14 protein-coding genes are annotated in these 21,710 nt (G+C 44.4%); 8 read left to right on the top strand and 6 right to left on the bottom strand.

What is annotated here, in order from left to right:
* Positions 1 to 30: 30 nt before the first annotated feature.
* From QVD32_RS05555 to QVD32_RS05525, 7 genes are all read left to right on the top strand, one after another.
* Entirely contained in the window at positions 31 to 3,363 is a 3,333-nt protein-coding gene (locus QVD32_RS05555) for a TonB-dependent receptor (protein ID WP_021891438.1), read from the top strand.
* Between the two features lie 19 nt (positions 3,364 to 3,382).
* On the top strand, positions 3,383 to 5,335 hold the full coding sequence (locus tag QVD32_RS05550; RefSeq protein ID WP_021891439.1) for a RagB/SusD family nutrient uptake outer membrane protein: 1,953 nt from the start codon (positions 3,383 to 3,385) through the stop codon (positions 5,333 to 5,335).
* A 31-nt stretch (positions 5,336 to 5,366) separates the two neighbouring features.
* Positions 5,367 to 6,467 carry a SusE domain-containing protein gene (locus QVD32_RS05545; RefSeq protein WP_021891440.1) on the top strand — a complete coding sequence of 367 codons (1,101 nt, stop codon included), beginning with the start codon at positions 5,367 to 5,369 and terminating at the stop codon, positions 6,465 to 6,467.
* A gap of 89 nt (positions 6,468 to 6,556) precedes the next feature.
* Entirely contained in the window at positions 6,557 to 7,759 is a 1,203-nt protein-coding gene (locus tag QVD32_RS05540) for a glycoside hydrolase family 76 protein (protein ID WP_021891441.1), read from the top strand.
* 18 nt (positions 7,760 to 7,777) lie between these two features.
* Positions 7,778 to 9,937, top strand: a complete 2,160-nt coding sequence (locus QVD32_RS05535; RefSeq protein ID WP_021891442.1) for a TIM-barrel domain-containing protein — start codon at positions 7,778 to 7,780, stop codon at positions 9,935 to 9,937.
* Between the two features lie 56 nt (positions 9,938 to 9,993).
* Positions 9,994 to 12,057: a T9SS type A sorting domain-containing protein gene (locus QVD32_RS05530; RefSeq protein ID WP_021891443.1), complete on the top strand. Its 2,064-nt coding sequence runs from the start codon at positions 9,994 to 9,996 to the stop codon at positions 12,055 to 12,057.
* Positions 12,058 to 12,067: 10 nt separating this feature from the next.
* Positions 12,068 to 14,800 (top strand): glycoside hydrolase family 3 C-terminal domain-containing protein, encoded by a 2,733-nt coding sequence (locus tag QVD32_RS05525; protein ID WP_021891444.1) that lies wholly within the window; start codon positions 12,068 to 12,070, stop codon positions 14,798 to 14,800.
* Between the two features lie 108 nt (positions 14,801 to 14,908).
* On the opposite strand, the gene purT is transcribed toward QVD32_RS05525, so the two are convergent.
* The 5 genes from purT to rpsA form a co-directional block, all read right to left on the bottom strand.
* Positions 14,909 to 16,099 carry a formate-dependent phosphoribosylglycinamide formyltransferase gene (gene purT, locus QVD32_RS05520; protein ID WP_008862628.1) on the bottom strand — a complete coding sequence of 397 codons (1,191 nt, stop codon included), beginning with the start codon at positions 16,097 to 16,099 and terminating at the stop codon, positions 14,909 to 14,911.
* 219 nt (positions 16,100 to 16,318) lie between these two features.
* The gene (locus QVD32_RS05515; RefSeq protein ID WP_021891445.1) at positions 16,319 to 16,513 is read right to left on the bottom strand and encodes a CDGSH iron-sulfur domain-containing protein; all 195 of its coding nucleotides are present in this window, start codon (positions 16,511 to 16,513) and stop codon (positions 16,319 to 16,321) included.
* 130 nt (positions 16,514 to 16,643) lie between these two features.
* Positions 16,644 to 16,844 carry a winged helix-turn-helix domain-containing protein gene (locus QVD32_RS05510; RefSeq protein WP_008862630.1) on the bottom strand — a complete coding sequence of 67 codons (201 nt, stop codon included), beginning with the start codon at positions 16,842 to 16,844 and terminating at the stop codon, positions 16,644 to 16,646.
* Between the two features lie 180 nt (positions 16,845 to 17,024).
* Positions 17,025 to 17,945: a ribonuclease Z gene (locus QVD32_RS05505; RefSeq protein ID WP_008862631.1), complete on the bottom strand. Its 921-nt coding sequence runs from the start codon at positions 17,943 to 17,945 to the stop codon at positions 17,025 to 17,027.
* A 124-nt stretch (positions 17,946 to 18,069) separates the two neighbouring features.
* A complete protein-coding gene (gene rpsA, locus QVD32_RS05500) occupies positions 18,070 to 19,863 on the bottom strand; it encodes a 30S ribosomal protein S1 (RefSeq protein WP_008862632.1) in 1,794 nt (597 codons plus the stop codon).
* Positions 19,864 to 20,084: 221 nt separating this feature from the next.
* Between rpsA and QVD32_RS05495 the strand changes: the two genes are divergently transcribed.
* The gene (locus QVD32_RS05495; RefSeq protein WP_021891446.1) at positions 20,085 to 21,068 is read left to right on the top strand and encodes an acyltransferase family protein; all 984 of its coding nucleotides are present in this window, start codon (positions 20,085 to 20,087) and stop codon (positions 21,066 to 21,068) included.
* A 2-nt stretch (positions 21,069 to 21,070) separates the two neighbouring features.
* On the opposite strand, the gene QVD32_RS05490 is transcribed toward QVD32_RS05495, so the two are convergent.
* Complete coding sequence (locus QVD32_RS05490; protein WP_046411613.1) at positions 21,071 to 21,514, bottom strand: nucleoside deaminase; 444 nt, start codon at positions 21,512 to 21,514, stop codon at positions 21,071 to 21,073.
* Positions 21,515 to 21,710: the final 196 nt, after the last annotated feature.

Genomic DNA, 21,710 nt, shown 5'->3' with positions numbered 1-21,710 from the left:
TTATTAAGTTAACTTTAATATACCCATGATATGAATCTAAAGAAAAAATTGGCTGTATTTCTAGCCATTTTATTCTCCTTGAACTTGTTTGCTCAAGCACCGGGAGAAACCATAACAATTTCTTTTCAAAACATTCCATTATCCGAGGCTATCAAAAAAATAGAAAGTGTAAGTAAATACACGTTCTTTTACGATGCCTTAAAATTGAATGTCGATCAAAAAGTATCGCTGAACGCCCAAAAGACACCTATTCAACAAGCAATATCCCAAATGCTTGGAAATTCGGGTATTAAATTTGAAATTAAACAGTCTCAAATCATCTTATATAACAAAAACGTATCCTCTGATGAAAAAAAGATTTCCATACGAGGAAACGTTACAGATGTCAACGGCGAGCCGCTTATCGGTGTAACCGTCTCGGTAAAGGACAATCCCTCTATCGTGACTATCACCAATGTAGATGGTATCTATGACATAAAAGTGCCCGATAAAAGTGCCATACTACAATTCAAATACATCGGGTTCGCTTCTCGTGAAGAAGCTGTGAATAGCCGGAAAATTATCAATGTGGTGTTACAAGACGCAGCGACCCAACTCGAAGATGTCGTAGTCGTTGGATACGGTGTACAGAAGAAAGCATCGGTAGTCGCAGCTATCACCAGTGTGAAACCTCAACAATTACAAGTAGGGACGACTCGTTCGTTGAGCAACGACCTCGCCGGTAACATCGGGGGTATCATCGCCGTTCAACGTTCCGGTGAACCGGGTTACGACAACTCCGAATTCTGGATTCGCGGTATGAGCTCTTTCAAGGGCAGCAACTCCCCGCTCGTACTTGTCGATGGTGTAGAACGCTCCTTGAACAACCTCGATATTTCGGAAATAGAATCGTTCTCGGTACTGAAAGATGCTTCGGCAAGTGCCGTGTACGGTGTACGTGGTGCGAATGGTGTAATCCTTATTACAACCAAACGAGGACATTCCGGTAAGACGAACATCAACGTATCGGTGGAACACTCTATCACTCGTCCGGCCAAATTACCCTCGTTCCTCAATGCGGCAGATTACCTTACGCTCTTGAACAATATCAATATCCAAGAGACGGGGACAGAACTTTATTCGCCGGAACTAATAGATAAATACCGCAGCGGATACGATACCGAACTATATCCCGATATAGATTGGATAGATGCAATTACAAAAGACGTCGCTCACAACACGAGGGCCTCGTTCGACCTTTCGGGAGGTAACGAGAAATTGCGTTACTCTTTCGTCGGCGCATACTATAACGAAGCAGGTATTACCGAGAGCGACAAAACTCAAAACTGGAACTCCAATATCTCGGTGAATCGATTCAACTTGCGTACCAACGTAGACATGAACGTCACCTCCTCTACATTATTGACATTCAACATCGGCGGATACCTTCAACAGAGAAACGCACCGAAAGATGGTATCGACGATATTTTCGGCGCTGCATTCAAAGCTACGCCGTACATGGTTCCGCTGATTTATGAAAACGGGGCCCTTCCCAAACCTCGTGAAAATGAAAACCCGTGGGCCAAACTGACACAATCGGGTTTCAAACGTGAGGCAGAAAGTAAACTGGAAACCTTGTTCGCCGTGGAACAAGACTTAAAATGTATCTTACCCGGTTTGAAAATAAAAGGTATATTCTCTTACGACTACTATTCACGAAACGGAGTAAACCGGGGCAAAGCTCCCCGTTACTATTCGCCGGCCACGCAACGCGACCCGGTGACCGGAGAGTTAATACTGACGGTTCTGAGCGAAGGAGACGAATTCTTGGGCTACGAAAGATGGGAAGACTATGGCAATTATAGCACCTACTTAGAAGGAAATATCACCTACGACCAACGATTCGGAAATCACTCGGTAAGCGCATTGTTGTTGTACAACCAACGCAACTACGACGACGGTGACCAAGTGCCCTATCGTACACAAGGTTTCGCAGGTCGTGCGGCATATACATACGCCGACCGCTATATCGCAGAGTTCAACTTCGGTTATAACGGTTCCGAGAACTTTGCAAAAGGCAACCGTTTCGGTTTCTTCCCGTCTATCGCTGCGGGCTGGATTGTTTCGGAGGAAGAATTCATGCGTCCGGTACAAAACTACATCAATAAATTAAAACTGAGAGCTTCTTACGGTTTGGCCGGAAACGACCGCTTTTATAACGACGACGGTTCTCAAAAACGTTTTGCCTACATCACTACTATCGGTTCGACCGACGGCTACAAATGGGGTAACTCCAATGCTTTCTACGAAAAAGGAGGTTTGCGCGAAGGTGATCCCGGTGTTGAGTCCCTGACTTGGGAAACCGTGAAAAAGGCCAACGTCGGAATCGAACTGGGCTTGTTCAAAATGGCCGAATTGCAAGTAGACTTCTTCCATGAAAGAAGAGAAGACATCTTCATGCAACGAAAGAACATACCGTCATCGGCCGGCTTCCCCTCCGCTCCGTGGGCGAACTACGGTATCGTGACAAACAAAGGCTTCGATATTTCATTGGATTTGAACAAACAAATCAACAAAGACTGGTTTATTTCGGCTCGGGCAAGTGTTACCTACGCCAAGAACAAAATCATAGAACAAGACGAAGATTTAGGTGTACTCGGCACTTACCGTTCGAGCACCGGCAAACCGGTAGGCCAGATTTTCGGTTTGGTTAACGACGGCTTATATACCGAAGCCGATTTCGAAGACGTAACGACCGGTAAGTTGAAACCGGGACTGCCGGTTCCAAAATTTTCGGATAGAGTTTATCCCGGAGATATAAAGTATTTGGATCTCAACGGTGACAATGAAATCACAGAAACCGATAAAACCGCCATCGGAGGTACGGTCAATCCCGAACTCGTATATGGTTTCGGTATTAACCTGAGCTATAAAAATATCGATTTCGGAGCTTTCTTCCAGGGAAACGGCCGCACCTATCGTATCATCGGAGAAAACCAAAAGAACTTCTTACCCGGTTCTACCATCGGAGCCGAAGGTAACATATTCACCAATGCATCGGATGCATGGACAGTCGACAACCCCAGTCAGGACGTATTCTATCCGAGACTCCACATGGGTTACAACGCCAACAACGCCCAAGTATCGGATTGGTGGTTGAAAGATATGAGTATGTTGCGGTTGAAAAATGTAGAATTGGGATATTCATTCTCAAAAAATCTTATCAAAAAAGCTGCAATGGAGTATGCCCGTATATTCGTTCGCGGAACAAATCTTTTGCAGTTCTCCAAGTTCGACCTGTGGGACCCCGAACTGAATACCAGCAACGGTTTGAAATACCCCATCATGGCCACTTATTCTATCGGACTACAAGTAAGATTCTAAACCTATTAATATAAAAATTATGAAACATACAATCGTTAGATATACATTAGCTATCATCGGTCTGTTTTCGGTCACTTCCTGTACCGATTATCTGGACAATGCTCCCGACGATATTTTAACATTGGATATGGTATTCAACAGTAAGAACCGTACCGAGGAATGGTTGGCCGGTATCTATGACGGAATCCCCGACCCCTACACGCCCATGATGCGTAATTACGATGCCTATGCCGATGATTTCTCGCCTTCGCAAGACTGGCGGGCATTCTCCGACTGGGATTGTATCGACAAAATCTTAGGCAACTGGACTCCCCAAAGCGAGTGGAAGGGGAATTTTTGGAGCGACTTTCCGGTGAGAATACGCGAGGCTTACATTTTCTTAGACAACGTCAAGGCTCTGCCCGAGCAAGAGGTCTATCAAGCCGATGTGGACAACATGAAGGCCGAGGCACGTTTCTTAATTGCCTACTACTATTATCTGTTGGTGAATACCTACGGAGCCATACCGTTCCAAACTTCACTGGTCGACATGAACGACCCCATCGACAAGATATTGATAGGGCAAACACCTTACGACCAAATAATCGATTGGCTCGATAAAGAGTTCAAAGCCGTATCGGAACTGTTACCACCCTCTTATACCGAAGAACGTAAATACGGACGAGCAACCTCGGTGATGGCGTTGGCTATCCGTGCCCGTATGCTTCTTTTCGCTGCAAGTCCGTTGGTAAACGGGAACGATGATCCCGATTATGCCGCTTATACGAACAATAAAGGTGAAGCAATCTTCAACTCTACCTACGACCCCAAGAAATGGGAACGTGCGGTAAACGCTTGCAAAGATCTTTTGACCGAGGCCGAAGGCAACGGTTATGCCTTGTACAAAGAGTATAACGGAGATGGTTCGATCGACCCTTTCATGTCCTATTCCAATATGTGTTACAAAGAATTCAATCAAGGTAACAAGGAAATTCTGTTCGCCCGTCCCGATGTAAGTTACGACCTTTACTCTCAACACTCGGTTCCCCGCGGATCCCGTGGACAAGGCGGTTTGGGAGTTACTCAGGAATTGGTCGATGCGTTCTTCATGAGCAACGGTCTGCCCGCTATCACAGGGTATGAGCCCAACGGCGAGCCTATCATCAACAAAGCCTCGGGATACAATGAAAGCGGATTCTCTACCCAGCCCGATGTCAGAAAGACCAAATGGATCGAAGGAGACAAAGATGCCAAAGAATCCAACGCCGAAAATACAATCGCTCCGGCCGGAACATTCAACATGTATGTCAATCGCGAGCCTCGTTTCTATGTATCGGTGCTTTACAACGGTGCTTGGTATCGTCAATCGAGCCGTTATGTGGATTTCTATTACGCAGGAGAAGACGGCCGGCCCGCGTCCGGTTCTTTATGGGATGCTCCGCAAACAGGTTATCTGTTGAGAAAACGCGTACACCCCGAAACGAATATCCTCAACTACTCCATTCCCTATCGTCCCGGTATTATCTGCCGGTTGGCAGAAGCCTATCTGAACTATGCCGAAGCTCTCAACGAATGGGCTCCCGAGCAAACCGACGAGATACTGAAATACGTGAACCTCGTAAGAGAGCGCGCAGGTATCCCCCAATATGGAACAGGGAAAGACAGCAACGGATTAGACAAAATCCCCGCACCGGCCGATCAGACCGCTATGCGTGAAGCGATTCGTCGCGAACGTCGGGTTGAGTTCAACTGCGAATATGCGATCCGTTTCGATGATATCCGCCGTTGGAAACAAATCGATATTCTGCGCGGTGACTTCTACGGCATGAACAAGTTCGGGACAGAAAAAAGCTGCGACAAGAACAACGAGAATGCCTACTTCAAACGTCGCGTCGAAATCACACGCGCTTTCAGCGAAAAGAACTATTGGTTCCCCATTCATCAAAATCAATTGGACAAGAACCCCAACCTCAGACAATTACCCAAATGGTAAATTCAATTTTGAAATCTAAAAGTATAAATGTATGAAAACGATATATCATATATTATTCTCGCTTCTGTTCGTACTGGCTTTTGTCGGCTGCGACGATGACGACGATAAAGTCATAGAGCGGAATCAATTGAAATTGACAGCCTCCGCCCAGTCGGTGACCCTTACTCCGGATGCGACAGATGACGAGATTATTTCGTTCTCTTGGAACGAAGCGACCAGTTTAGGGGCAGACTACACTTTCTCCTATCTGTTTCAAATAGATATAGCAGACAACAACTTTCAGTCGGCAACCGATGTCCGCACATTCGGACCCAATGAATCGATCAGCTACTCATCGGCCGAACTGTACGACCTTATTGTAGAAAAATGGGGAAAGACAGCCGGAGAAGCAGTCTATGTGGAGGCTCGGGTAGCCGCCAAAGTGGAAGGTCCCAAATTCAAATATCCCGAAATAGCGACCACGAAAGTGCAAATAACCACTTATAAGCCTACATCGCAACCGCTCTATATTACGGGTACGGCTACGACCGGCGGCACGGATCTGAATGCCGCTGAGAAAATAACCGAACTATCCAACGGTCGTCTGTATAATTGGAGAGGCCAGTTGAAACAAGGCGGATTCAAATTCATCACCACGCTGGGGCAAGCCTTGCCTTCTTACAACAAAGGAGCGGACAACAGCTCTGTCGTAAAACGTACGAGCGAAACGGAAGCAGACGACCTCTTCCAGATAAACGAGGCTGGATTGTATTACATCTACCTATCGCTTAAAGATATGACTATCTCATACAAGAAACTTCTATATGAAAACTTATATCTTGTAGGTAATGCGACTGCTGCCGGTTGGGATATAGAAAAGATTATCGCCATGACTCCCGATAACTTGAATCCTAACATCTTTACTTACCAGGGGGCTTTGCAAGAGGGAGAATTAAAAATCCTCGCCCAAAGGAAGTTCGACGGAACCACGTTCAAACCACTTGTCGAAAACGGGTCTATCGAAAGTACCGATGTACAAGTGACCCCGGGAGAACAGCCCGACTACAAGTGGAAAATAACCGCCGAGCAAGCAGGTCTTTACAAGATCACGCTCGATACGGAAAAAATGGAAATCAAATTTGAAAAGCAGTAATCATGATCGCGCTACTATTCGGAAAATTCCGAATAGTAGCGTCGACCAATGAGTCTCGTCAAATTCGTTAAAACATCACACAACTCATCATGAAAAAAAATTTATTAGCACTCGCTTTCCTTGTCGGACTACTGACTTGCTGTAAAAGCGAAGATGCTCCCATCAAACCCGTGAAACCCACTGATCCGGGAAGTATCAATAAGGAGTACATGTCGCGAGCCGAAACGACTTTTGCCAATATTTTCAAATATTATTGGAGCGACAAAGTGCGAATGATGTTCGGCTCATATCCCAATACATTGGGAACTCCCCAAGAACCTTCCAGCCCCGACTACGACAGTCACGCTTACTTATGGGGATTGGGTAGCGTCGTTTCGGCCTTCAACGCTATCGTACAAAATACCGATAACGTAGATTTCCGAATGACCTACGAAAGCCGGTTGAAAGAGACACTGCTCAAATACTACAATACGACAAAAGAACCCATGTGTTTCGGCTGTTTTGTCAACCCTCACGATCAACGTCTATACGATGACGCTATTTGGGTGGGTATAGATTTAGCGGATCTTTACAGTAAAACCAAAGATAGCTGGTATCTCGACTATGCAAAAAGCGTATGGAATTTCGTACTTTCCGGGAAAGACGATGAACTCGGAGGCGGAGTTTATTGGGACGAAAATGCCAAAGACTCCAAAAACACTTGTTCCAACGCTCCGGCCGTGGTTCTCGCTTTGAAACTCTATCAAATCACCAACGATGCAGCGTACTTGGAGAACGGTAAAGATATTTACAAATGGACAAAATCGAAATTACAAGACCCCTCCGACTACCTCTACTGGGATTGCATCAAAACGAGCGGTAAAATCGAAACCAGCAAGTTCTCTTACAACTCGGGACAAATGTTGCAAGCAGCCGTGTTGCTCTACAATGCGACAGGCGAGGAACAATATCTCACCGATGCCAAATTGCTCGCAGAGGCTTGCTATAATTATTTCTTCGAAAACTTCATATCCAACTCGTCGGGAGAGCAATTCCGCATTCTCAAAGACGGAAGTCGCTGGTTCAATGCGATCATGGTCCGCGGATTCCTCGAACTGAACAAAGTCGAGAGTAATGGAACTTATATGATCGCCATACGCAAATCGGTCGACCACGCATGGAAATACACCCGGGATGCCGAGACCGGACTTTTCTTCAAACAATTCAGCGGGAACGACATAACGGACAACCCGGGAGATATTCTTGCACAAGGTGCTATGGTTGAATTATTCGCAAAATTAGCAGTTAACTAATAATTAAAATTTTTATCCATGAAATTAAACGGAATTATAGTCGCTTTATGCTCGGTCGGAATCCTCAATGCACATGCCGAAAACGTAGCTATCGCCAAATCTTCTCTCGTGGGAGACGGGATAGTAGAATTCGTTCCGCAAGGATTCGACCAAACGAAAACCCCCTCTTTAATTCTTAAAGAAGAACCCACGGCAAAAGGGTCTGTACCCTCCGATTGGGAATTATATCCACAATTCACCGTCATGGACGGAAAGGCCAATGCCTCATTGGGCCTGACCGGTGAAATAAGTCTGTATGGCGGTGGCGAGGTTACCGGTCCTCTATTGAGAAACGGCCAATACATAAAACTCTGGAACACCGATACGGGAGCCTACGGCGTCGATGGCGGCAAACGGCTGTATCAATCACATCCGTGGGTATTGGGCGTGAGAAGGGACGGTAGCGCTTTCGGTATTTTGTTCGACAGCAGCTGGAAATCGGAACTGCATACCAATTCCGACAAAATCGAATTTAACACAGAGGGAGCTCTATTCCGCATTTACATCATCGACAGAGAATCCCCCAAAGATGTCCTCAAAGGCCTTGCCGAACTGACCGGGACCATCACGATGCCCGCCCGTTGGACTTTGGGATACCATCAATGTCGTTTCTCCTACGGCAGCGAGCAGAAAGTACGGGAAATCGCAGACAACTTCCGTAGCAGGAATATCCCTTGCGATGCTATCTGGATGGACATCGACTACATGGACGGATACCGTATTTTCACATTCAACGAAACGACTTTCCCCGACCCCAAAGCCTTGAATGAGGAACTTCATCAAAAAGGATTCAAAGCCGTATATATGATCGATCCCGGAGCCAAAGTGGACAAAAACTACCACGTTTACCAATCGGGAACAGAAAACGATGTGTGGGTAAAACGCCCCAACGGTGAAATTTACGAAGGTAAAGTATGGCCGGGATATTGCGCATTCCCCGACTTTACCATGCCCAAAGCCCGTGAATGGTGGTCCAATTTGTATAAAGATTTCTTGGCATTGGGAATCGACGGCGTATGGAACGACATGAATGAGCCGGCCGTTACCGACGACGATATTCCCGAAGAAAACCGCATTGGAACCATGCCTTACGATACTCCTCACCGAGGAGGCGGCAATTTACCCGCCGGCCCTCACCTGCTCTACCACAACGCCTACGGTCGTCTTATGGTCGAAGCCTCGTATGAAGGGATTATGAAAGTCAACCCCGAAAAACGCCCCTTCCTTCTTACGCGTGCCGGTTTACTGGGTTATCAACGATATGCAGCAACTTGGACAGGTGACAACTGGGCTGGCTGGGATCACTTGAAACTTTCCGTACCTATGTCCATTACATTAGGCCTTTCAGGTCAAGCATTCAACGGTCCCGATATCGGAGGATTCTTAAATAATACGGATGCCGATTTATGGGCTCATTGGTTGGGATTCGGAGTATTTTTACCTTTTGCCAGAGGTCATGCTTGTGCAGGAACCAACGACAAAGAACCGTGGGCTTTCGGCGAGGCCATAGAAAACACCTCTCGTATTGCCCTCGAACGTCGTTACCGATTGCTTCCCTATTTCTACACGTTGTTCTACGAAGCTCACAAGACAGGTGTTCCGGTTATGGAACCTGTATTTTTCGCCGACCCCAAAGACCTGAGATTGCGCAGCGAGCAACAGGCTTTCCTATTGGGAGACAATGTCCTTGTTATTCCCGCTTTCGCCGAGAATCCCGTATTGCCTTACGGAATTTGGGAAAATATGACACTGATCGATGGAGAATACAGCGATAAGTACCAAGCCAAATTGAAAATCAAAGGCGGAAGCATCGTTCCGGTCGGAAAGGTTATACAAAGCACCACCGAAAATTCGTTCGAACCTCTTACTCTTTTTGTATGCCTCGATGAGAACGGAAAAGCTCACGGTCAACTCTATTGGGATGCCGGAGACGGCTGGAATTTCCAATGCGGAGATTATAGCTTGATGACATTCTCTGCCGAGAAGAAAAACAATCAAGTAAAAGTCTCTCTCGCTTCCAAAGAGGGTAAACGTAAAATAGAGAAAGAAATCAAAGCTCTGAATGTAGAATTAATGATGAACGGGAAAGTATATAAAGGTTCCGGTTCGTTGAAAAAAGGTGTAACAATAAATCTTTAAAAAATGAAGAGAGTGCATCGGTCGATGCACTCTCTCTTTACTAAAACTTTTTTATCATGAAAAACAGATATTCCATCTGGCGACTAATGTCGTTAGGAGCTGCTTTAATGACGGCTCCGTGGCTACAAGCCCAAGACGTGCTTGTAACGCTCGAAGCAGAAAAGGGAATAATCACACTGCCTGCAAAAGTAAAACCTGTCGACGGTAGTACCGTAGAAGGAATCTCGGGCGGTAAATATGTAGGTGATAACGACCCCGGTAGCTCCATAGTTTTTAACGATGTTGAAGTGCCCGAAGCCGGGACTTATGAATTCAAAACTTATTACATGAGTATGCAGAATAGGTCTATTGCCGTTAAAGTCAATAACTATTCCGAATACATATCGACGGTCTCCAATACGACACCGGGTTGGGACGTACCTCCCACAAACGAAATGAGTACCTATATCTACATGGATAAAGGGAAAAATACGATAAAAATTACTCCTATGGGAAGCGGTGGCCCTAATATGGATAAATTCGAAATCATTACAACCGATGTAGAGCTTCCGAAACCGGGAGAGTTTCCTATCGTTCTCGAAGCCGAAACCGCTCAATTATTCGGAAACCTGAAAGTAAAACCTACCGACGGTTCTTCCGTTGTCGGTCTATCGGGAGGCAAATATATCGGAGACTTCGACTTAGCCGCTAACTCCTATTTACGGTTCAACAACGTCGAGATACCCGAAGCCGGGACTTACGAATTGAAAGTCTATTCGATGGGGTCGAGCCGAGCTCTCACCATCAAGGTCAACCACTATCAAAAAAGTATCATTCGTACGAAAGACTCCCCCAACTGGGACAATGCCCCTACCTCAATGGTATCTACCTTGATATATCTCGATAAGGGAACAAACACCCTGACTTTCGGACTACACGAGGACAATGGCCCCAATATCGATAAATTCGAGATATGTACAACGACCGAAGAAATAGACAAACCAGAAGTCGAGAAAATCGCTTACTCGTATGATTTTACCGACGAGGCCGAAATTTCTTCTACACAAGAAAATTCTACGCTGAGCTTGTTGACCGATAATGATGAATACACTTATTATGTTCCCGAGACATCGAATGTAGAAATCGTAGCCAAATGCCAGCAACCGGTACTCTTGACGGGATTCTTACTCTCAGCAGGTATCGACAGTGAAATCGACGTTGACACTTGGAAATTATATGCTTCGGCCAATGGCTCTACATGGAAAGAAATTTCTTACGATAAAGTAACCGATCTCGACGGAGCCCACCTATATGAAATAACCCGATATCCGGGAACCGCAGCAGCAGACGCCGCACAATATTACAAATTAGCGGCAACCCACGAAAATCTCGAAATTGCAGAATGGCAATTGTTCGGTCTGCCCTATGTCGCTTCGGGAGACAAAAATTTTCCGACCGACCTGACTGAAAATATCGATGTCCGCTCCAATGTATCGGCATATCCTATCGGAGAATCGGGTGATAATTTCTCCGAAGAATTTTACAATCTGTTCGACCGGAACATGAGCACCAAATATTATGCACATGAGGCAACGAGTTTTTATGTAGAAATAGATTTGGAAAAGCCCTATACGATCGAATCTTATGCCCTTACAAACGCTCATGATTATCCCGACCGGGATCCTCGCAAATGGATTTTAAATGCTTATAACGAAGAATTGGGCTGGGTAGAACTCGACCGTCAGACAGACACATACTTCCCCACCCGGTATTCTACTTTGAAATATAACGTAAACTCGTCCACGGGATTCACCAAAGTCATGCTCGACGTAGAAGCTAATAATGGAGCAAAAGACATTCAACTCCTTAAATTCCAAATCTTCGGTAAAGAATTTAACGGAGCCGGCATCAACGCCGCCCAGGACAAAACACTTTCCATCATTGCGGATCAAGGGAAAATCATTATTTCTCAAACAGAGGGCAAACCGGTAAACTACACGGTATATAACCTGTCGGGAACAGTGATCGAACAAGGTACGACTGATGTTTCATACCGAGAAATCGTACTGAATGCCGGAGCATACATTGTATCGGCTAATGACGGAAGTAAAAATAAAATAGAAAAACTAATTGTTAAATAAACATTGAACCATGAAATCCAGAAGATATAAACTACCCTTGATAGCCTTATCGCTATCATTAGCATTACCGGCTTTCTCCCAATCGTGGTTTACTCCCGAAGTAGAAAAAAGAGCCGAGGATATTTTAAAAAATATGACAGTAAAAGAACGCCTGACCTATATCGGTGGTATAGATTGGATGTACACCCGCGCTATTCCCCGATTAAATGTTCCGGCTATAAAAATGTCCGACGGACCGCAGGGCGTAGGTACATGGGGAGCTTCCACGGCTTATCCTTGCGATCTTTTACTGGCAGCCACATGGAATCCGGATATGGCCTATGCGTTCGGCGCAGCTTTGGCACAAGACTGCAAGGCTCGTGGTGTAAATATTCTATTAGGTCCTGCCGTAAACATCGCAAGAGCTCCTTTCTGTGGTCGGAACTTCGAATATATGGGAGAAGACCCTTTCTTGACGGCAACGACTTCTACCGGATATATCAAGGGATTACAAGAAAACGGAGTGATGGGAGTAATCAAACACTTCACGGCCAACTTCCAAGAATATGACCGTAATTATGTGAGTTCCAACATTGACGAGCGAACCTTACATGAAATCTATTTCCCGGCATTTAAATCGGCCGTCCAGAATGCAGAAGTCGGTGCTGTCATGAGCAGTTATAACTTGCTCAACGGCGTATGGACAACCGAGAATCCCTGGTTGCTCAAAGAAGTGCTACGGGAACAATGGGGATTCAACGGGCTCGTGATGTCCGACTGGGGCTCCACTCATAACTGTGTTCCGGCGGTTAAAAATGGACTCGATTTGGAAATGGCAGGAAATGAAATCGAAAACGAGGAAGCTCTGCGCCATTATCTCGAAACCGGAGAAATAAATATGAGCGAAATCGATTTGAAAGTCAAACATATCTTACAAACGATGATCGGATTCGGATTCTTCGACAAAGAACAATTAGATCCGAGCATTCCCCTCGACAACCCCGAAACGGCAAAAGCCGCATTGGAAATTTCGAGAGAAGGAATCGTGTTGTTGAAAAACGAATCGAACATTCTGCCGTTGAACGCCAATACGATTAAAAACATTGCCGTAATCGGTAATAACGCTACAATTTATGCGGCCGGTGGCGGAAGCGGACTGGTAAGACCTTTCCATTATGTGTCTTACTTCGACGGATTGAAAAAGCTGGCAAATGAAAAAGGCATCAACGTTACACTTGTCGATCTCTATGATCACATGGAAGATGTTCTGTATACAGCTGCCGGCTCGAACGAACATGGTCTCAAAGCCGAATTTTACAACAACGAGAATCTATCAGGAACTCCTGTAACTACCCGCATAGACAGTCGTATCAACTTTGAATGGACCTCGGGACCCGATGCTGCCAATGTCGAGAAAAACTATTTCTCGGTCAAATGGACCGGTGAAATTCGTCCCGAAGAAACATCGAACTATACTTTCATCGTGAAAGGAGATGACGGTTTCCGTTTAATTCTCGATGGAAAAACGGTCATCGATGAATTCAAATCGGGTTCCACTCGTGAAAAACGTTATACCATGAAAATGGAAGCAGGGAAAGCCTACAAAATTCAACTGGATTATTTTCAGGGAGGAGGCGGAGCCTGTATCGATTTGGCATGGCTCAAAGACGGAGATGAAAACCGGTTCCAAAACGAATTGGACAAAGCCGACATAATCGTCGCATTCATCGGTCACAATTCAAGTAGCGAAGCCGAAGCCGGAGAACGGTCCTTCGGATTGCCCCAAGATGTAAAGGACCTCGTCCTAGCCGCCCAAAAGAGCTCCAAACCGATGATCGGAGTCGTCAATGCCGGCGGAAACGTAGAAATGCAAGACTGGGAACCTAAAATGAAAGGTCTCCTTTGGGGTTGGTACGGCGGACAAGAAGCCGGAACCGCGATGGCCGAAGTGTTATTCGGAGAGTACAACCCTTCGGGAAAACTCCCTGTAACATTTGAAAAAAGATGGGAAGATAATCCCTGTTACAACAGCTATTACGATAATGGGACCAAACAAGTGAATTTTACCGAAGGTATTATGATGGGATATCGTGGATACGACAAAGCCGGTACAGAGGTCCAATATCCGTTCGGTTTCGGATTGTCCTATACGACATTCAATCTTTCCGATATGCAAATCACGGAATCTTCCGACGACAAATATTTAGTCGAAGTTTCTTGCAAAATAAAGAATACCGGAAAGGTTGCCGGTGCAGAAGTCATTCAACTGTATGTAGGCAAGAACGGCAGCAGCCCTGTCGAACGCCCGATAAGGGAACTCAAAGGCTACCAAAAAGTATATCTTGAACCCGAAGAAGAAAAATTCGTGACTTTGTACCTTTCTAAAGATGCGTTTTCTTATTACGATGTCAATCGGAAAAATTTCGTTGTCGATAACGGGGAATACAACATCGAACTTGGATTTTCATCTCGCGATATAAAATTGAAAGACCAAACTCAAATCAATGTTGTTTCGGCTATTGACGAAGCCCGCCAAGATACCGAAAAAGGTAACTTAATTCCCTCGGTGGTTAAACAAGGTGAAATTATCAGAATTGCACAAGGCTGTGCTTCCGAATTAAACATTTTCGACCTTACGGGTCAAATGTTACTCAAACAAATTGATAAATGTACAATCGATACCTCTTATCTAAAAAAGGGAGCCTATCTTGCTTTGTATAAAATAGATGAAAAATTTCATACGGGTAAATTCATCGTTGAATAGCTTTTAAAACTTCCAGACAACAAAGAGGCCCGGAAATTAAATTTCCGGGCCTCTTCATTTTAATTCGTTCGTTATTCAACCGCCCAAAGCAGTTTCTCAAACTGGCATTTATCTGGGCAATAATTTTACTTTCAATTTCTTGTATGCACGATCGGCCTTCGCTCGCGCCTCCTCCACCGTATCGGCTGTCGCCAAAATCACACCTAATCGACGGTGTCCGACAACTTCCGGCTTCCCAAAAATTCGCATTTGTACTCCTTCTTCCGAAAGAACCTCATCGAGGTTACCAAATACAACTTTATCCGTATCTCCTTCTACAACGATAGCACGAGATGCCGATGGGCCATAGAAACGAACTCCGGGAACAGGTAACCCTAAAACAGCACGGGCATGCAAGGCGAATTGTGACATGTCTTGCGAAATCATAGTCACCATTCCCGTATCGTGCGGGCGAGGAGAGACTTCGCTGAAAAGGACATCGTCCCCTTTAATAAAAAGTTCTACTCCAAAAATACCATATCCACCCAAAGCATCCGTAACTTTCCGGGCTATATCCTGAGCTTTTTGCAATGCTTTCTCCGACATAACCTGTGGTTGCCAAGATTCCCGGTAATCACCATCTACTTGTACGTGGCCTACCGGTTTTAGAAAAGTCGTCCCGGCAGAATGACGAACAGTAAGTTGAGTAATTTCATAATCGAACTGCACGAATCCTTCCACAATAACCCGACCGGCTCCGGCTCGTCCCCCTTCCTGAGCGTAGTGCCACGACTTATCGATATCATCGGCCGTACGCACGACACTCTGTCCGTGTCCCGAAGAACTCATGATAGGTTTCACCACACATGGCATGCCTATTTCTTTCACGGCCTCCTCGAACTCTTCTCGTGTAGAGGCAAATTTATAAGGCGACGTAGGCAATCCCAGTTGCTCTGCGGCCAAACGACGTATGCCCTCCCGGTTCATAGTCAGGTAGGCGGCCGTCGCAGTAGGTGTAACCGAATACCCCTCTTTTTCGAGAGCCACCAACGTATCTGTCGCGATAGCTTCTACTTCGGGAATGATGTAATCTGGACGTTCCGTTTCTATCACTTCTCTCAACTTTTTGCCATCGAGCATAGACAAAACATGACTGCGATGAGCGACCTGCATAGCCGGGGCATTGGCATACTTATCCAAAGCAACCACCTCCACACCATAACGTTGCAGTTCTATTGCTACTTCTTTACCCAATTCTCCACTTCCGCAAAGCAAAGCTTTCTTACCGACAGGAGTTAGTACCGTTCCAATTTCTACCATATATACTTGATTTTGTATGTGTTATTCATTTATACAAATGTCTTATGCTAACCGAAAAAATGCAGGCTGTCCTCAACTATATACCGAGACATAACCTTTCTTTACATCTTATGCAAAGATACAGGAAAAATGAATGGAGTACAAATGAATAAACAGACTTCCTACCAACAAAAAACGGGCTTTCGTTTTCGAAGTCCGTTTCAATTCTTTGGAACACCTTTAATCTTCGACATGGGAACCGTCGCAAAAGGGCTGATTCGACGATTTTCCACAACGGCAGATAAACGCCCGTTGTTTAATAACCATACTCCCATCGGAGAACATAATTCTTACATGCCCACCAATACGCAATGGACCGCATTCGATAACCTTTACGACCACCTCGGGTTTTATCGGCACAATAGATCCTTTCATAGCTGTTTCTTTTTTAGTTTTATATTCACTTAAACAGCAAATCCGGTTCTTTTGTTTATTGTACCGTTAAACGATCGAGGCGTAGAAAATAATTTCTACGCCTCGATCTATAAACCTACGTATCACTTTATTAAAGCAATACTACCTCTATGTCTGCATCTACTTCATACATGCTCACTTTACCTTCGCGAGCCAACCAGCCAAGGGCTGCATACAATTCTTTTTCTTTCAGTTTCGTTGCTTTTTTCAACCCTTTTACAGTTAATTTTCCGGACTCATTTAAAGCATTCCAAACCTGTCCTGCCCATGTTCCAATAACTTCTGCATTCATTCTTTTTTACGTTTAAATTAAACAACTTGAAAACACATTGTTTTAATCTGGCACAAAGTTAATACATTTTTCTTTAATTTTAATGCTTCAATGTGTTTTTTCATATTATCTACCCCCTCTACAAAAGAAAAATAGACATTATAAAAACACTCTACGGGTGATTTTGTTTGCCCCAATCATCTATCTCCCCAATATAATTTTCAATTCTTCTCTTGCCAAAAAAGAAGGAGCAAATTCTTCACGCGCTTGCTCCAATAACTGTTGCTCATTCTCATATCGAGCCGAGAAATGCCCCAATAACAATTGCTTTACACCTGCTTTACGAGCTATAATAGCCGCTTGCCGAGCCGTCGAATGGCAGGTTTCCTTCGCAAGAGCTTCGGCATCGTCCCCGAATGTAGCCTCGTGATACAACAAATCTACACCTTCTATGATCGGTAACAAAGCCTCGTTATAAGCCGTATCGGAACAATAGGCATAACGTAACGGAGGGTCTGCCGGCGTCGTCAAATATGAGTTGGGAATAATTCGACCATCGGAAGTAACAAAATCTTCTCCCGCCTTTATCGCAGCTCTACGGTAAACCGGAACGTTATAAAAATTCATCATATCTCCCAATAAATGTCGCATTCCTACTTTCTCTTCAAAAAGGAAACCCGAACACGGAACCCTGTGTATCATCGGTAAGGAACGAACTCTAATAGATTTGTCTTCATAAATCACCTCCGTTCTATTCGGCAATACAGGTTCGAAACGAACAGTAAAAGGCAAGTCCCGACAGAAAAAATCGAGTTGAGGCCGAAACACCTGCTCTGCCTGAGGATGGGCATGAATCACCAGTTCTCCGGTCCTACCTACTAACGCAAAAGTCGAAATCATTCCGATCAAACCGAAACAATGGTCTCCATGAAGATGACTCAAAAAGATATGCCCCAATCTCGTAAACTTCAATCGCATGCGACGAAACTGTATCTGAGCCCCTTCTCCGCAATCAATCATAAACAAATTGTCGCGAATATTCAAAATCTGCGTACTCGGATAGTGACGTGCGGTGGGCAAAGCCGACCCACACCCCAAAATATTTACCTCAAACTTTCCCATTTCAAAGTTCCTTTGACATTTACAAAGATACGCATTTCCACACTTTAACCTGCACTTTTCATAATGAAACAAAAAGACCGGCAATCTTGCCGGTCTTTTCTTTATAATACGCTTTTAACGCGCCTTATTTTTTCTCTGCGTCGAGTTTCTCTTTCAAAGCTGCCAGTGCATCGATATCGCCCAAAGTAGTTTTTTCCATTTGAGGAGTTACGATAGCATCGTCTGCCTTAGCTGCTTTTTTAGCGGCTTTCTTAGCAGCATTTTCTTTCTTAGCCTCGGCCTTAGCTTCATCTTCGAAAATACGACTGTGAGACAAGATGATACGTTTAGCATCTTTGTTAAACTCTATAACCTTGAACGGAAGTTTCTCTTCCAATTGAGCCTGAGTTCCGTCTTGTTTTACCAAGTGTTTGGGAGTAGCGAATCCTTCAACTCCATAAGGCAAAGCAATTACAGCACCCTTATCGAGCATTTCGATGATAGTACCTTCATGGATAGAATCAACGGTAAAGATACCCTCGAATACGTCCCACGGATTCTCTTCGAGTTGTTTGTGACCCAAGCTCAAACGACGATTTTCCTTGTCGATTTCCAATACTTGAACTTCGATGTCGGCTCCGATTTGAGTAAATTCAGACGGGTGTTTGATTTTCTTCGTCCAAGAAAGGTCTGAGATATGAATCAAACCATCTACGCCCTCTTCGATTTCAACGAATACACCGAAGTTTGTAAAGTTACGAACTTTGGCATGATGACGAGAACCGACAGCATATTTGGTTTCGATATCTTCCCACGGATCCGGTTTGAGTTGTTTGATACCGAGAGACATTTTACGTTCTTCACGGTCAAGTGTCAAGATAACGGCTTCTACCTCATCGCCTACTTTCATGAAGTCTTGTGCACTACGCAAGTGTTGCGACCAAGACATTTCGGAAACGTGGATAAGACCTTCGACACCCGGAGCTATTTCGATGAATGCGCCGTAGTCGGCCATTACGACAACTTTACCTTTCACTTTGTCACCCACTTTCAAATCGGGATCCAAAGCATCCCATGGATGGGGTTGCAATTGTTTCAAGCCCAACGCAATGCGTTTTTTCTCATCATCGAAATCGAGGATAACTACATTGAGTTTTTGATCGAGAGAAACTACTTCTTCGGGGTGAGATACACGTCCCCAAGAAAGGTCGGTGATGTGAATCAATCCATCTACGCCGCCCAAATCGATGAATACACCATAGGAAGTGATATTCTTGACAGTTCCTTCGAGTACTTGTCCTTTTTCGAGTTTGGCGATAATTTCTTTCTTCTGTTGTTCAAGCTCGGCTTCGATAAGAGCTTTGTGCGAGACAACCACATTCTTGAATTCTTGATTGATTTTAACAACTTTGAATTCCATAGTTTTACCTACGAATACATCATAGTCACGGATAGGCTTAACGTCGATTTGAGAACCGGGCAAGAATGCTTCGATACCGAATACATCGACAATCATACCGCCCTTCGTGCGACATTTGATATATCCTTTGATGATTTCGTCGTTTTCAAGAGCCGAGTTAACACGATCCCAAGAGCGGGTAGCGCGAGCTTTCTTGTGCGACAAAACCAACTGTCCTTTTTTATCTTCCTGATTCTCGATATAAACCTCTACTTTATCCCCTATTTTCAAATCGGGATTGTAGCGGAATTCGCTCATCGGAATGATACCGTCCGATTTGTAACCGATGTTTACGACCACTTCACGTTTGTTCAATGCGATTACCGTACCTTCGATTACTTCTTTGTCTTTTACCGTATTCAAAGACTGGTCATAAGTATTTACCAATTCATCATGGCTCTTATCACCATACACTTCGCCTTTTTCAAAGGCATCCCAGTCAAAATTTTCTACCGGGCTGTTTTTTAGTTCTTCACTCATGTTAATTAAATAATTGATTTTTTGATTAATAAGTTAGACATTATATGGTCTTGTTAAAATCGGTGCGAAGATACAAAATCTTTTCCTCTCTGCAAATTATTTCAGGAATATAATCTCCTAACACCCTTTGACATAAACATATATTCATCTCTACAAAAGATTCCGCCATACAATAAACAGAGTATAATTTTGTTTTATTTAAAGAGAATATATACCCACCCATGAACAGACAAAAGATAACATGGTTGCAAATACTCCAAGGTTGGAGTATGTTATTGGTCGTAATAGGACATGTTACCTTAACCGGTATTTTCGAGAACCCTCAAACTCCGGTGAGCGCGACGATAGAGCGTGTCATATACAGTTTTCACATGCCTCTTTTCATGTTTATCTCCGGTTTCCTTTTTTATTTCACAAAAATCAGCCGAAACTTAGCCTATAAAGAAGTTGTGTTCGATAAGCTCAAACGGTTGGGAATCCCCTATTTGTTCTTCACCTTTTTCACCTTCGCCGTCAAGTTTATATTCTCACCATTCATGAAACGCCCGGTAGAATTGTCTTTACGACAATTTACCGACAGTTTTCTATATCCCGGCTCCAACCCGTTGAGCGAAATGTGGTTCGTCGCCACACTCTTTATCATCATGCTATCTTATCCTTTGCTGAAATATATGATAACGGGGCATTTCAAAATTGCGGTATTAATTATCGGAAGTGTCGTACTCAACTTATTTTTCCCTCCCGATATATTCTTGCTTTGCCTTTCCAATGTGGCATATATGTTCCTTTTTTTCTGCTTAGGCATACTTTTCTGCAAATTCGATATACAACGTTTTTTGAGTCATTCCGGGAGTCTCCTACTTTCGCTCCTTCTTTTCATCGCACTGAATCTGATTCCCGACTGCCCGATTTTGCTGTTAAACCTCACCGGAATAATCTTTTCCGTCTCATTGTGTCTGAACTTAACCCCGATAGTATCGGGACTATTCTCCTCCTTCCGAGACTATACGTTTCAAATTTTTCTATTAGGAATTTTTCCACAAATAGCCATCAGAATACTCTACTCCAAGATTCCACAAAACGAATTGTCCTATTGGAGTCTCTATATCATTAGTATTCTATTAGGGATTTACCTGCCTGTTTTCATAGCAAAAATCGTAGAGAAGATTCCCAACAAACTTATCCGCTGTTGTTTCGGTCTCTGATTCTATCGTTTTTTCGCAAAAAAATCTTTCATCAAAGCGATACACTCCCCGGCCAAAACACCACACTCGACCTCTGTTTTAGGATGCAATACCTGAGGAGCGAAACGCCGGTAACCTCGTTTCTCATCGCCGGCTCCAAATACGACCCGAGCGAGCTGAGCCCACCCTATCGCACCGGCACACATCACACACGGCTCCAATGTCACATACAGGGTACAGTCGGTCAAATACTTACCGCCGAGCGAAGCCGCAGCCGAAGTAATCGCTTGCATTTCGGCATGAGCCGTCACATCGCCCAGACATTCGGTCAAATTATGTGCCCGAGCCACAACCCTATCTTTACAAACGATGACAGCTCCCACCGGTATCTCATCGGCATCGAATGCCTCTTTTGCCTCCTGCAAGGCCATTCTCATAAACCGTTCGTCCTTTGCTCTATCGACCATATCTTCTCATAAGCCTTGTGGGAAACACTATCATTTCTCATACGATCCTGACAATATTCCCCACATAGTAGCTCTTGTCCTTTTTCTTAGAAGCTGTTTTTAATTTATTCCGAGACAGATTGAGACCTATGTTGAAGCAGATTGGAGTCCGAGATATGCAGTCAATAGCGGGCTATTGACAAAAATCAAGGGATTC

Origin of the sequence: Barnesiella sp. (assembly GCF_022723415.1) — a bacterium.
Taxonomy (GTDB): domain Bacteria; phylum Bacteroidota; class Bacteroidia; order Bacteroidales; family Barnesiellaceae; genus Barnesiella; species Barnesiella intestinihominis.
The sequence above is the reverse complement of the archived record's forward strand: the minus strand, read 5'-3'. Positions and strand labels throughout refer to the sequence as shown.